At 33.4% G+C, this 14,046-nt stretch carries 10 protein-coding genes and 9 tRNA genes; 17 read left to right on the top strand and 2 right to left on the bottom strand.

The features are described 5' to 3' along the window. Positions 1–18 precede the first annotated feature (18 nt). The 9 genes from MG_RS01965 to MG_RS01920 all read left to right on the top strand — a co-directional run bounded on the left by MG_RS01965 (position 19) and on the right by MG_RS01920 (position 5,320). Entirely contained in the window at positions 19–1,716 is a 1,698-nt protein-coding gene (locus tag MG_RS01965; protein ID WP_009885956.1) for a potassium transporter TrkG, read from the top strand. Between the two features lie 21 nt (positions 1,717–1,737). Then, positions 1,738–1,812: transfer RNA gene (locus MG_RS01960), tRNA-Asn, on the top strand. Between the two features lie 6 nt (positions 1,813–1,818). Further along, a tRNA-Glu gene (locus tag MG_RS01955) sits at positions 1,819–1,895 on the top strand. A 2-nt stretch (positions 1,896–1,897) separates the two neighbouring features. Continuing rightward, positions 1,898–1,972, top strand: a tRNA-Thr gene (locus MG_RS01950). An 8-nt stretch (positions 1,973–1,980) separates the two neighbouring features. Further along, positions 1,981–2,056: transfer RNA gene (locus MG_RS01945), tRNA-Val, on the top strand. Between the two features lies 1 nt (position 2,057). Further along, positions 2,058–2,133: transfer RNA gene (locus tag MG_RS01940), tRNA-Thr, on the top strand. A 6-nt stretch (positions 2,134–2,139) separates the two neighbouring features. Beyond that, a tRNA-Lys gene (locus tag MG_RS01935) sits at positions 2,140–2,215 on the top strand. 5 nt (positions 2,216–2,220) lie between these two features. Continuing rightward, positions 2,221–2,305: transfer RNA gene (locus tag MG_RS01930), tRNA-Leu, on the top strand. 210 nt (positions 2,306–2,515) lie between these two features. Then, positions 2,516–5,320: an MG321/MPN456 family lipoprotein gene (locus MG_RS01920; protein ID WP_010869430.1), complete on the top strand. Its 2,805-nt coding sequence runs from the start codon at positions 2,516–2,518 to the stop codon at positions 5,318–5,320. A 70-nt stretch (positions 5,321–5,390) separates the two neighbouring features. Here MG_RS01920 and MG_RS01915 read toward each other — a convergent pair. Both MG_RS01915 and MG_RS01910 read right to left on the bottom strand, forming a co-directional pair. Further along, positions 5,391–5,479: transfer RNA gene (locus MG_RS01915), tRNA-Ser, on the bottom strand. A 1-nt stretch (position 5,480) separates the two neighbouring features. Further along, a tRNA-Ser gene (locus MG_RS01910) sits at positions 5,481–5,571 on the bottom strand. Positions 5,572–5,640: 69 nt separating this feature from the next. Between MG_RS01910 and MG_RS01905 the strand changes: the two genes are divergently transcribed. The 8 genes from MG_RS01905 (at position 5,641) to MG_RS01870 (ending at position 14,044) form a co-directional block, all read left to right on the top strand. Then, the gene (locus MG_RS01905; RefSeq protein ID WP_010869429.1) at positions 5,641–6,501 is read left to right on the top strand and encodes an MPN455 family protein; all 861 of its coding nucleotides are present in this window, start codon (positions 5,641–5,643) and stop codon (positions 6,499–6,501) included. Positions 6,502–6,604: 103 nt separating this feature from the next. After that, positions 6,605–7,141, top strand: a complete 537-nt coding sequence (locus tag MG_RS01900) for an MG319/MPN454 family protein (protein ID WP_010869428.1) — start codon at positions 6,605–6,607, stop codon at positions 7,139–7,141. A gap of 16 nt (positions 7,142–7,157) precedes the next feature. Beyond that, entirely contained in the window at positions 7,158–8,000 is an 843-nt protein-coding gene (locus MG_RS01895; RefSeq protein ID WP_010869427.1) for an adhesin P32, read from the top strand. Positions 8,001–8,014: 14 nt separating this feature from the next. Further along, positions 8,015–9,814 (top strand): terminal organelle protein HMW3, encoded by a 1,800-nt coding sequence (hmw3, locus tag MG_RS01890; RefSeq protein ID WP_010869426.1) that lies wholly within the window; start codon positions 8,015–8,017, stop codon positions 9,812–9,814. 40 nt (positions 9,815–9,854) lie between these two features. Beyond that, positions 9,855–10,964 carry a ComEC/Rec2 family competence protein gene (locus MG_RS01885; protein WP_009885990.1) on the top strand — a complete coding sequence of 370 codons (1,110 nt, stop codon included), beginning with the start codon at positions 9,855–9,857 and terminating at the stop codon, positions 10,962–10,964. Next, positions 10,888–11,781, top strand: a complete 894-nt coding sequence (gene holA / locus MG_RS01880; RefSeq protein WP_009885989.1) for a DNA polymerase III subunit delta — start codon at positions 10,888–10,890, stop codon at positions 11,779–11,781. The genes MG_RS01885 and holA overlap by 77 nt, the downstream gene beginning before the upstream one ends. Positions 11,782–11,804: 23 nt before the next feature. Continuing rightward, positions 11,805–13,136 carry an MPN449 family protein gene (locus MG_RS01875; RefSeq protein ID WP_009885988.1) on the top strand — a complete coding sequence of 444 codons (1,332 nt, stop codon included), beginning with the start codon at positions 11,805–11,807 and terminating at the stop codon, positions 13,134–13,136. A gap of 44 nt (positions 13,137–13,180) precedes the next feature. After that, positions 13,181–14,044 (top strand): ECF transporter S component, encoded by an 864-nt coding sequence (locus MG_RS01870; RefSeq protein WP_010869425.1) that lies wholly within the window; start codon positions 13,181–13,183, stop codon positions 14,042–14,044. Positions 14,045–14,046 lie beyond the last annotated feature (2 nt).

The following is a 14,046-nucleotide window of genomic DNA, read 5'->3' as shown; positions in this document are numbered from 1 at the left end:
TTTGATAGCGTTCTTTTAATGACAAGAAGACAAAACCAGATGGTAAAACTCACCACTTGGTTAAAAAAAATTGGCTGAGGTGAGACTATTACCCAACGAATTTTTTGTTTTTATATCTATTGCATCTTGTTTGGAAGTTTGCTGTTATTTTTGCCAATTGCACTCCAAGATAACTACCAAAAAGTGGTTAGTTATGGAATTGATTGACAGGGAAAAAGATTTGAACAGAAAACTGATTACAACTTTTTAGATGCATTATTTTTATCAACCAGTGCTTTTAGTGATACAGGACTTTCTACTGTTGTTGTATCAAAAACATACAGTATCTTTGGCCAGATAGTTTTAGCAGTATTACTCCAGTTAGGAGGGATTGGATTTGTTGTTATTGCTTTTTTAGCATGACGATTGTTTAACTTTCACAAGAAGGAACAATACAGTTTTTATGAAAAGTTAATGTTGCAATCAGAACGAGGTGGTTCTAAGCTAGGTAATACTAGTGAGATGATCTTAGTATCTATCATCTTTCTTTTTATCGTTGAACTAATTTATGGATTTTTATATGGTATTTTGTTTTATTTCATCCCAGGCTTTGAACCTGCTAACTTGTTTGCAGATCATGCAAAAGTTTCAACTCAATTAAAAGCTTTAGTAGTTGATTCAAACCAAACAATAGCAGCTTTTAATGATATTAATAAGGCTTTTCAAGCAGGTTTTTTCCATTCCTTATCAGCAGTTAATAATGCTGGGATAGATCTGATAGGGGGTAGTTCTTTTGTTCCTTATAGAAATGGACTTGGTATTATTATTCAGTGGTTAACTATTAGCCAAATTATCTTTGGGGGAATTGGTTATCCTTGTTTGTTTGATGGCTTTGAAGCCATTAAAAAAAAGATTAAGTATGGTAGACACACAAAACACCAATTTAGTCTATTTACCAAGTTGACAGTAATTACTAATATCGTTGTAATCCTGCTTTTTTTCACCTTACTTTTAATGGTGGAATTTATTGCTAGTGATAGTTTAACTAACACTATTGTTAATTTTAGTGATGAAAAAAAGAGTTTAATAAATACCCAATTGCAATCACAATCTAACCAAGCAATCCATGCGTCAGTTTTTGGTAATAACCCTAATGCAAGTAGGGTAATGCAGCTCTTTTTTATGGTTATTTCATCCCGTTCAGCAGGTTTTAGTGTTTTCCCTGTTGCTAGTGAGATTCAAACTACAAAAATAATTATTGCATTGGCAATGTTTATTGGTGCTAGTCCCTCTTCTACTGCTGGGGGGATTAGAACAACTACGCTAGCAGTAATCTTTTTAGCTCTAGTTGCTAAGTTTAAAGGTCAAAAGGAAGTAAAAGCATTTAAGCGTTCAATCGATCAAACTACAGTAATAGATGCTTTTTTAGTACTAATCATAAGCTTAATTGCAGTTTTACTAACAGCTGTTCTTCTACCTTTAAGTATGGAACAACCAGTTAGTTTCATTGATGCTTTATTTGAAACAACTAGTGCTTTTGGAACAGTTGGACTTTCAAGTGGAGCTACTGTTAACATTGCTTTAGATCCAAATAGAAATACCTTTAATTTCCTTGCTTTATGTCTATTAATGGTTATGGGACAGGTTGGTGTGTCCAGTTCTGTGCTAACTTTTGTTAGAAAACATCCCAAAGCAAATAGTTATTCATATCCTAAGGAAGCTGTTAAAATTGGCTAGAAATTCTAGAATTTATTCTCAGGCCACATAGCTCAGCGGTAGAGCAACCGGCTGTTAACCGGTTGGTCACAGGTTCGATCCCTGTTGTGGCCGCCATTATTTGGCGCGTTGGTGAAGAGACTTAACACACACGCCTTTCACGCGTGCATTCACGGGTTTGAATCCCGTACGCGTCACCAATGCCGAATTAGCTCAAGGGCAGAGCGATGCACTCGTAATGCATAGGCTACAGGTTCAATTCCTGTATTCGGCACCATAAGTGATGGATTGTTAGCTCAGCTGGGAGAGCATATGCCTTACAAGCATAGGGTCGGGGGTTCGATCCCCTCACAATCCACCATGCCGACTTAGCTCAGTTGGTAGAGCAATTGACTTGTAATCAATAGGTCGTAGGTTCAAATCCTATAGTCGGCACCACTATCTGCATCTTTAGCTCAGTTGGTAGAGCAAATGACTCTTAATCATTGGGTCGTGGGTTCGATCCCCTCAAGATGCACCAATAATGCACTCGTGGCGGAATGGTAGACGCGCTAGACTTAGGATCTAGTTTCATCTAGAAGTGGGGGTTCAAGTCCCTTCGGGTGCACCATGTTTTTAGTTTTGCTAACTTTGTATTAAGCATTTTCTTGTTTAAAAAGTGAGCAATTGATAAAAACATTAGTTTTTGATTTTGCAATCTAATGTGATTGCAAACTAGAATAAAACTACTTTTAGTTTTTAACTAAGGGTAAATTGCTGTTTTTTAACTCTTTTTTACTAATCAGCAATCAATTAACCGATTTATTTATGAAAGAACACAATGAAATTAAAAAAAAGATACTTGTTGCTCGGTTCTACACTGACAGTTAGTGCAGCACTAATCCTAAGTGCTTGTGCATCCTCACAGTTAAACAAAGGGGTGTTTTTCACCTCTTCTTCAGCAGATTTGTTAAAGAACAACTCTGTTCCATTGAGCATGTTTAACGTTTCACCCACTTCATCTTTTTTTGGTAATGCTTATGCAGGGTTAACTAACTATGTTGCTACTGGTACAAACCGTGATGATGGGGTTAATGTTACTGACCAAATTAAAGAAAAATTAGTGTTAGAACTTGCTTTATCAGTTACTGGCTATAAAAAGACAACACACAGTGGCCTTAAAGGTAGAGCACAAAAAAACGGTTCAACAGATTCTTCTGATGGATCTAGTAAGAATGATTACACTAAGTTCAATGAGTGGGATGCAATAGGCACAATTTATCGTGATAGTTCAAAGTCTATTACTGAAGATCCTAACTATCACAAGATAACCCAAGAAGCAACCAGATATGAATTTACCATTAACACTAGTTTGAGCTGGGTTGATAATGCTGGTAGAGAAGTCAAACAAAACAACCAACCAGTTAAACTCTCCTCTAAAGACTTTGAAAGGGGTTTTGAGACCTATATTCTCTCTTCTAACTTAGGTTTTAACCGGAATGGTTATTTCATTGACCTAATGGGTCTTGATGTTGAAAAAACCGTTGGTATGGATAAAACCAACGGTTCTAGTGATGGCAATGGTAAAGGTATTGAGATCACTGATGAAAATTATGATGTTGAAAACTATAGAAGTGTAGATGATAACAAGTTTAATGTTTATCTAACTTCTCCTTTTCCTTTCTTTCTATCAATGATGTCAAAGGAATTCTTCTTTCCAATTCCTCACACCCATCCTAAGGTAAAAGCCCTTAAACTAGGTAAAGATTCACCGCTTAAATATAACCAAAATAACAACAGAAAGATTTTAGATCAAGCAAATACTAACTTTGATGGTATCTATGGAGGGGGTGTTAATGCTTGAAAAGACACTTGATCAGTTGGCCCTTACTATGTTGAGAGTTTTAACCAAGCACAAATTGTCTTTAAACGCAACCAGATTTATGATGCAATTATCACCCCTAATCTTCCTAAAACAAGACAAGAAAACGAAAAACCTATCCCTGCTATAGTTAGTTATTTCCAACCAGGAGCTACTCCTGAAGTGTTCTATTCTAGTTATATCGCTGGGGGCTTATCAGCTTCAGCTGTTCCCTATTCCCAACAACAAGATGCAAGATCAAGGTTTAATGGTACAGGGGATCTGAGGTGATTAAAAATCCAAAAAACTGCGCAAAGTGCTCAAGTAACTTATTCAGGTAAACCTTATGTTGCTAATGACAGTACTGTTCAACTAAATGCAAACATCACTGAGACAGAAGCTAAGTTCTTATATAACAGTGAATCTGAAGAAGCGTTGACTATCCGTGCTGGAATTAATGGTTTGATCAACTGAAAGAACTTAGCAATCATTGATCTGCCCAACTCAGGAGATGTTAACTATTCTACTGTTCCTTTTGGGATCTTTAAAGAAAAACCAGCAAATGGAACTAGTAGTGGTACAAATACAGATGGAATTGAGAATGATTATTATTACAAGATTAACAACAACCAAAGACTTGGTTTAATCCCTGAACAAACTGGAACTTTTCAAAAGGATAAGAATGTTCTTGATACTGCAACTGTTAAGTTAAGTTACTATAGCTCTACAAAAACTAATGGTGCTCAAGTAAGAACAGCTTCTACTAGTGGCAGCAGTAGTCAAACTAGTCAAGTTTCTTCAAAACAAGTAAGTGTTACCAAGCAAAGTTTTATCAGTGCATTAAAAAAAGTTGGGTTTACTGGTAACAATCCATTACACTTCAACATTAAACTAGGAAATGCATCACTCTCCTCTAACCAAGTTGATTACTATAACGCTTTAAAACAAGCTTTAACTGAACTTGGTAATGATAATGGTGAAAATTTAATTATCCCTGAGATTATCTTAGGAGATGCACAAGGTCCAACAAGAAACGAATGATACATAGGTTTATCAAGTGTACTTGGTTTTTCTTATTGGAGTCCTGATTATGATGGGGTTGGTACCTGACTTGATGCTGCTACACAGCTTAACAGTGAGGGTATTGGTGAAGTAATTACTTACAATTCAGGTAGTCATATTGTCAGAACTTTATTGTTAGCTGCATCCCAAAACAATGTCTTTAATCAAATTGAAAATAAACTTCAAAATAACACAACAACTAACGGAAAAGACTGGTGTAGTTGCATAACAAGTGCTGATCTTTTTAAAGATGATCCCTATGTCATTAAGAACTTTGGTACTAATGGTAATAACGGTACATCCGCTTCATTAGCATTCACTAAAAAAGCATTAAGCTTACTGAAATTTTTAGTTGATAATAAGGTATTGAAAGCTGATAAAGTTAAAGAAGCAATTAAAGATCCTGATAAATATCTATCAAAAAGAAGCAAGATAGATGACAACAAACCAGCAAATGTATCAGATATCCACATTGGTTATGAATTGAAAGATCTTTATGACAACGCTGCTCAACTTAACCGATTTAACAGCATTTGAGCTGAACAGGACACTGATAATGCTAAGTTCTTAATTACTGTAGTAGATAGTTACTTTCCTGTTCTACCAGTCTCCGCTCCTGGGTTAAATGAAACTATTCCTTCGCTTTTAAAACCATGATTTTCACTCCGTAATGCCCCTTCAGGGATTGCTACAATGCGTGATTCAGGTTACATTGATGAGTAAATTCAACTAACTTATGGACATAAAAAAACACACCAAAATGGTGTGTTTTTTGTTTATACAGTTAAGAATTTGGCGGAGATTGTGGGATTTGAACCCACGCGTGGATAACCACCTAACGCTTTTCGAGAGCGCCCCCTTCAGCCACTTGGGTAAATCTCCCTGGCGGATACTGAGGGATTCGAACCCTCGCATGGTTTTACCCATCTATAAGCTTTCCAAGCCTACCCCTTCAGCCACTTGGGTAAGTATCCTTATCTATATATTTTGCAATTATTAGTTTTTTTATATTGACAAATTAAAATTTAACAAGTCAAATTGTCATGATTAATTCAACAAAAGGCTATATTGATCAAAACGGTTTAGCAGCAAAGCAGTTTGTACAAACAAAACAGCTTTCTGTAATCCGTTTAACTTTTATGGTAGCTGCTTTTGGGATCTTTTTTATCTTTCTTGTTGCATTAACAGTACAACAATTGCTTTCAAGAAGCACACTAATTGATTTAGCTAGTGATTTTAGAACACTTAGTACTATTGCAGTTATTACTAGTTTTGTCTCTTTAATTCTTTATTTTGTTACTGCTTTTAAATTAAGGAATCCCAACACTAGTTTGACATGGTTTTGGGCCTTAATCATTACTGATGTGATTAGTTATGGGATAACCCTTGGGATCTTATTAACTTTAGCAACGACATTTTCAAAACAAGTTAACTTTGAAGCTAATGACATTGTTTATGCTTTTTTAGGTGCTAGTTTGGTGTTTGGTTCAGTGTGAGGATTAAGTGCGCTACCAAGTCAAAAAAGGCGATATCAACAAACCCAAACTTTGTTTCACATCTTATTATGGGCTTTTGTAATTAGTATTGTAGCGAGCTTATTGAGCTTTATTTTGAACTTTACAGTGTTTGCTTCTACAACAAACCTACTTGATAGAATTATCCCTGGCTTATCTTTAATAGTAGGGGGAATCTTTTCATTAATTTCAGTTTATTTTGTGAGTTTACAGATCCGTAATGAACAAGATTTGATTAAATACTATGAAAGTGAAGATTATGAAATGGCAAGAAGACAGAGCTGAAGATCTGCTTTATTCTTTGGGGCTTGATTAATTAGCAGCTTCATGAATTTGGTCTATTTCATCCTAAGAATCATCCTAATTACTAAAAATTTTTCTAGAGTTTAGAGCTTTCTAAAGCTCTATAGTTAATTTAATTAATTACATAAACCATTTGCTTAACTAAATAAAGTTAAAATTCACAGAGTAGTTTTATTTTTGACTAATACAAATGCGCTTGTTTCGATTTCTCTTTAAGCTTTGCTTTCTTTTATTGGTATTGGTAGGCTTTGCTTATCTTTTCTTAGCTATCTTTTACTTTGGTTCTCTAAACCCATTTGAGTTAGCACAACCAATGGATGTTTTCAACAGGTTCTTTTCAAAAGAAGCGTTGGATAACATCTCTTCAAACAATGGTGCAACTGCAACTGCTCAAACAAGTAGCTTATTACAACTTTTAGAAGGTTCAAGTAATGGTTTGGATAACCGTTTTCCAACTGAAAAAAGTGCATTTTATGCTATCCCAGGATATGTAGATTTTTTGAAAAATGCTAAGTTGCCTGGATTTGTTGAACAGTTTACACCTTATCTAACTAAGTATGTAATTCCCCTAGGAATGGCATTTGTTAGTGGTTTAATAGGTACTTTAATTGTTAACTTCTTTCTCAATAAAATCACTCGTTCAATTAAAAGAAGAAAAAGGAACATGAAAAAGCAAGAACAAGAAGAGTATTATGATGATTCAAGATCAAGAAGAAAAAGGAACTAATTAAGTTTTGATAAAGATGGAGTTAAATGGATTTTTGAGATACAAAAAACTTTTTATAGTTCTTGCTTTACTTTTTACAACAATCCTAATTGTTAGTTTATCGTTACTAGCATTTGCACTTGTTGTGAAAACTAATGGTAGTGAACTAGGGGTTGTTTTTCATCAAACAGAAGATAATACAACTGTAATTCAGGGCAGATCAATTGTTGAACAGCCCTGATTTATCCCTACAGTAGCAGGTTCATTTGGTTTTAGTGCTTTAGCTATTATCCTTGGACTTGCGATAGGTTTACCTATTGTAAAGCGCAAAGAAAAACGTTTACTTGAAGAGAAGGAACGCCAAGAACAGATTGCTGAGCAATTACAAAGAATCTCAGATCAACAAGAACAACAAACAGTTGAAATTGATCCTCAACAATCCCAAGCTCAGCCTTCCCAACCCCAAGTTCAACAACCCCTTCAACCACAGTTTCAACAGCGTGTTCCGCTTTTAAGACCTGCATTTAATCCAAACATGCAACAACGCCCTGGTTTTAACCAACCAAACCAACAGTTCCAACCACACAATAATTTCAACCCAAGGATGAACCCAAACATGCAGCGCCCTGGGTTTAATCCAAACATGCAACAACGCCCTGGTTTTAACCAACCAAACCAACAGTTCCAACCACACAATAATTTCAACCCAAGGATGAACCCAAACATGCAACGCCCTGGATTTAACCAACCCCATCCTAACCAATTTGCACAACCAAATAACTTTAATCCAAACATGCAACAACGCCCTGGGTTTAATCCAAATATGCAACAACGTCCTAACCCATCACAATTGATGCCAAAAGGCGGTTTAAAACCCTAATTTAGTAATTTTTTATGAACGATAAACAGAAAGCTAAAATAAACAAAGCCTATAACAAGCTTTTAAAAAAGATTAACAAAAGATATCCTGATGTTAGTGTTGTTTATGCCCGTGATCATAAAAATAAGGTTCATGCTCTATACCAAGATCCTGAATCAGGTAATATCTTCTCTTTAGAAAAAAGAAAGCAGTTAGCTAGTAACTATCCTTTGTTTGAATTAACTTCAGATAACCCTATTAGCTTTACAAATAACATTGTTAGCTTAAATGCTTATGATGATAAGAACAACTTGGTAACTGTTCAATATGATCAGGATAACAACACTTTCTATGACCAAAATGGTAATGTTTTGGATGTTTCTAGCTATACTGATGAGAAAAAGGTCCCTTTAATTAACTATTTAAGCAGTACTCAAACTTCTCAAGAACAACCAACCCAACAAGATTATCCTAGTATTGATGCAGGTCTTCCTAAGATAGAAGTTGATGACCAACCAAAAGCAGCTCAACACACTACTCTAGAAACTGAAAGTGAACCTGATGTCTTTGAATTAAATGACAGTTTAAATCAACCCCAACAACCTACAGAAAACTTGGGTGATGACCAGTTTGTTGAAAAAGAAGTGCCACCTACTCAACAGCTCCATCAGGATTTAGTCCACCAACAACCCGTTCAAGTTGATAGTGGATCTCAAAACCATAGTTTTAATAATTCCCCTTCTTTAAAACCACCACTAGTTAATAAACCAGCAAAGTTAGTTCAACCTGAAGTAAAACATATTCCTCAAGTTGAAGTTCAACCGAAACCTCAAATAGTTGAACCCAAAATTGAACCAAAACCAGAAGTGAAACATGTATCACATGTTGAAATTCAACCAAAACCAGAAGTGAAACCTGTTGTTGATTCAGTACCAGAAGTTAAACAACCTGAAGTAAAACATGTACCACATGTTGAAGTTCAACCAAAACCTGTTGTTGATTTAAAACCTCAAAGGATTGAACCAAGAATTGAATCAAAACCAGAAGTAATAAAACATATTCCTCAAGTTGAAGTTCAACCGAAAGCTCAAATGGTTGAACCAAGAATTGAACCAAAACCTGAAACAAAATACATCCCTCAAGTAGAATCAACTCCTCAAGTTGAAGTTCACCACTGAAAACCAGAAGTAAAAACTGAATATCAACCCCAACAACCATTGCCAACTTCAGGTTTACAAATTAAAGTTGTACCAAGATCAGCAGCTTTACTTCAATCAAAATTAGACACTGGTTTTCAACCTAGACAAGTTGAACGCACAACTGATTCAGATATCACTGTTAGTGTCTCTTCCCACGCTTCTCTTCTAGAGAAAATTAATGCTTTAAACCACCAAAGGATAATGAGTGATATTGCTCTAAAGAGTGATAACACTATAAAAAGTAGCAATTTCAGCCGTTTTTATCCTGAAAATGAGTATGTTGCAACTAAATACAGTGATCCACTTTACAGCGATACCAATCAAAGTTTAACTAGTGATCGTTTTTCTCTTGATTTTGACTACACACCAAAATCTAGAGTCAACAATTACACACCATTAAGATCAACTAATTTCCAAAATAATGCTATTTCTAACTATCGTTTTAGCAGAACACCAAGTAGTTATTATCCCTTAACAAGAAGACCATGAAGATTAACTAATATCAGTTCATACCGTTCATCATTCCATTCACCAACAAGACTATCAAGTTTTAGAAGAACTAGTTTACCATTTAGTTCTAGCTATGATGGACTTAGACGTTATCCATCAAGATCATATTGATCTAAGGACTTTTAATTTGTTAAAAAGTTCAAAATAAATCTATTAATAAAACAGCATGCAAACAAAGCTGTTTTATTTTTTTGTTTTACTCAGTTTTATCCCAGGCTTCTTTTTAGTACAACAAGAACAGTTTGTTGCACTGTCAATTTGGATCATTTTGATAACGCTTTTTAGTCTTTGGTATGACTGAAAGTTTTGTTTATTGAACTTAACAATTGTTGGTTTTTTTATTGCTTTTTGTTATTTTGTTCCAGCAGTCAAGATAAATCAAATTGTTAAAAATAACTTTATTCGTACCCCTTTCATTAATTGAATTGATCAGACCACTAAAGGTGAGTTAAATCAGTATTTAAAACTATTTTTAATTAATGAAACCACTAAAAACAATTTGTACCAAAATGCTTTAAAACTAAACATTGTCCATTTGTTTGTTATCAGTGGTTTTCACTTAAGTTTCTTGTTTAATTTAATGGAACGGTTTTTATGAAAAAGATGGTACTTAAACAAACTTAGTGGTTTTGCTGTTTTATTGATTTACCTGTTTTTAGTAGGATTTGCCTTTTCAGCACTAAGAGTTTTTATCTCAACACTGTTAAAACAGGTTTTTAAAAAACAGTTACCAGAAGATAACTTAAGTTTAACTGCACTTTTAATCATTCTTATTAGTAACCATGCTTTAAATAACTTTGGTTTTAATTTTTCTTTTCTAGCTTGTTTTGTATTGTTATTTGTCAACAAACTAAAGTTATTAAAAGCTTTAAAACCGCTTGTCAGTTCTAGTTTAATCTTGATTGTTATCAGCCCCTTAAGCTTGTATTTAAATTCAAGACTAAATGCTTTTAGTGTCTTGTTTAACCTTTTGTTTAGCCCAATTGCCTTATTTTATTTTTGTGTTAGTTGAATTATTTTACCCTTTATTGGTGTTTTTGGTCAAGCTAGTTTTGGTATTTATCTCCCACTTAAAATGCTAAGTGAATGATCATTAAAAGTAACAGTTTTTCTACAAATACCTAAACCTAATCTGATTTTCTTTTTTGTTTATTATGGCTTATTGGGACTTTTATATACTATTTTTACAGTAGCTTATTATGACAATAATTTATGGTCAAGATATTGGGCTAATTCACCAAAAATTAAGTCAAATCAAAAGCAATTCTCCATATAAAACTATTTGGTTTAAAGATCTTAAGCAACTTTATGATCTCTTTTCACAACCATTATTTGGTTCTAATAATGAAAAGTTTATTGTCAATAATTGCAGTTTTTTGGAAAAAACAAGCTTAACTAGACAAGAAAACTTGTGTTTAGAAAAACTAAAAACAACTGATGTAGTTTTAACTGTTTATACTGACAATCCTTTTAGTGGGATTAAAACCATTAAATCAATCACAACTGTTTTTTGTGATAAATTGGATTGAAAATCAATGCATAAAGCAATTGGTGAAGTTTGTAGAGAACTTAACTTAAAACTTGATTTGGAAATAATTGATTGATTAGCGAATGCTTTACCTTTAAATATGGGGGTAATTTACCAAGAAATTAACAAACTTAGCTTGTTAGGTAAAAATGAAATCAAAGATAACAAATTAGTTGAAACAGTTATTTGTGATTATCAACCTGTTCAAATTTACAAATTAACCAAAGCTCTAACAAATTCACAAATTGTAAAGGCATTTAAATATATTGATGAATTGGCAAGTACAAAACCAAATTTTGCCACCCAATTTTTAGAATTTTTTAGTGGGGAGTTGTTATTAGCATTGATGGTTAAAAGTTGTAATCCAAAGCAACTAACTAACATTAATCTAAATGTTAATCAGTTTCGCTTAATTGCTATTCAAAGTCAGTACCATAACTTTACTAGCAAAGTTTTAGTAAATATAATTAATGCAATTCAAAAATTGGATATTAAATTAAAGCACAATGATGGCTTTGCCATTCCGTTGTTAAAAAACTTTGCTTTAAGCTTTTTTACTAACTAACCTCTCTAAAATTACTTATCAAAATGACGTTTAGTGAAATTCTAACTAAGGTACAAAATAATCTTGACATTGTTTTTAATAACGAAACTTTAAGAACAAGGATAAAAACTGATAGTGATTTTGCCAAAACAATTTTGGCACAACTCAAATTACTTTATTTTTTAGAGGAAAAACAAAAAAGAGTTAAAACAAAAAAACCAGACCACTTTCTTTTTGGTAGTTTTCATGATAAGTTTATCCAATTAGGGCAAAACCAATTAAGTGAAAAAGAACTTAAAGCTGCTAAGTTTGATCTAACTGATGCGTTAGATTTAGCTAATTATCTTAATGTTGCTGTTAAAAACTTGTTTAATAAAGAGTTGAATAGCTTTACCAAACTTGCTGAAACTCAAGTTAAACCCGTTAGTGAGTTACAAGAAAACAATAAAACAGTTAAAGATAACCCAAGTTTTCAAACTATAAACAATTCTCAACAGCTAAACTCAGGACTTGAGAATAATATTTTGCAACAAACCCTCCAAGTTCGTGCCAGAGATCGTGCCTTTGGTAGGTTTACCTCTGAAAAACTAGTTGGTAAGATCTTTGAGTTTCAGTTTAAGAGTCAGTGGATTAAATGAGCACAACTAGCGATTTTCATCTCTATGATTGCCATCTTTTTCATTTCGATAGCATACGTTGTGATGGTCAATGTCTTTTTTACCCACTTTGTTGATAAGAACAGTCCACTTTTCAATGTTAATAATGACCAAAATACTGTTCAGCAAAGTAATGCAGATACAACAAATCTAAACCGCTTTTTTGCTTTAAGTTCATCTAACTTGATTACCATGATCTTCCTGGCTTTTGGTGGTGCTTCTTTTTTCTTTGCTTTTCAGGGTAAACCCTATAGCTTTGCAACTAGAGGTCAAACCAATAGAGCAATGCGGTATTTACGTAGTGAATTTGGGGTCAAAGAGTTTCCCAAAATTAATGATAACTACCGTTATAAGGTAAGAATAAAATGGATCTTTTGGACTATCTTTATCTTTGTCTTTTTAAATTGTATCCCTGGTAATATAGTAAGAAGTGGCTTTTGAAATGCAGCTTTAATCATCCGCTTATTTAGTGAAAACCAACTAATTAGTGTTTCACCATTATTTGCAAGTTATCTGATAGGAATCGCCTGATTGTTTGTTTTTAGCATTGTTCCTTTTAGCATCATTAGTGTAATTGCTTTTTCATTAAGTCCTAAATTAAACTTAGAACAAACTAATGAGATATTTAATAAGTACTTTCAAGAGGAATTGGCAAAACCAATTACTAGTGATGAAAGTAAAACTACTTTAGATATCCCCCCACCTACTATTTTTGGTTAAAATTCACATTCAAGCTTCAATCTAAAAAACTGTTTTGAAACTTTTTGTTTCCTTACTATCCGTTGAGACTTTTAAAGAGTTTACAACTGTTAGTTTGAGCTAGTGTTTTATTAGCACTAACCTTTATCTTTTCTATCTTTTCAATTAGTGTTACTAATGTATTAAGCATTAGTTTTCTAAGGATTCCCTTTGCATTGTTCGGATGGATCTTTGGTCCTATTTGGGGTTTTATTTTTGGATTTTTATCTGATACTATTGATTGGTTAACAAAGGGTTATGTGTGGTTTTGGATGTTTGCATTGCAAAAGCCACTCTTTGCTTTTCTTGCTGGCATAGTTAAAGGGATTTATCTAGTTAGAAAAAATGCCAGTAATTACAAGGTTGATTTTTGGGTGTTACAAACACTATTAGTAACTTTTTTTGTTGTTAGTGTAACACTGCTTTTACTTTATCTAACTAATAATGAGTTTCAGCAAATTGGAACAAAAAATTTTCAAACTGCTGATCTTAGTGTTAATGTTGTTGTTTTACAAATCATAACTTTAGTTAGCTTTGTTATTTTCTTTTTAGTAACAGAAGGATTTTTAGGGTTTGTTTATGTAAAAAAGAGAAATAAAGAACAAGCACTTTTAACTATTTATAGCTTGGTTCTAATGGTTTTAATGTCAGTAGTTGTTTCTATCCTTTTGGGGACAATTGCTGCCATTGAGTTTATTACTTTTATTAATAATGGCAGACCAAGTAATAACTTTGTTTTGTATGGGGTTTATTTCTTTCTTTTACCAAGAGTATTGGTGCAAGCGTTATTATTACCTATCTATGTAGCTTTGTTTTACCCTTTAATAGGGATTGTGGAAAATAATTTAAAAAATTATTTATTACTATTTACGCTTTCATGGAAGAGTTAGAG

The sequence above is a fragment of the Mycoplasmoides genitalium G37 genome, from assembly GCF_000027325.1.
GTDB classification, from domain to species: Bacteria; Bacillota_I; Bacilli_A; order Mycoplasmatales; family Mycoplasmoidaceae; genus Mycoplasmoides; species Mycoplasmoides genitalium.
Note: the sequence above shows the minus strand (reverse complement) of the source record. Positions and strands in the feature narration are given on the sequence as shown.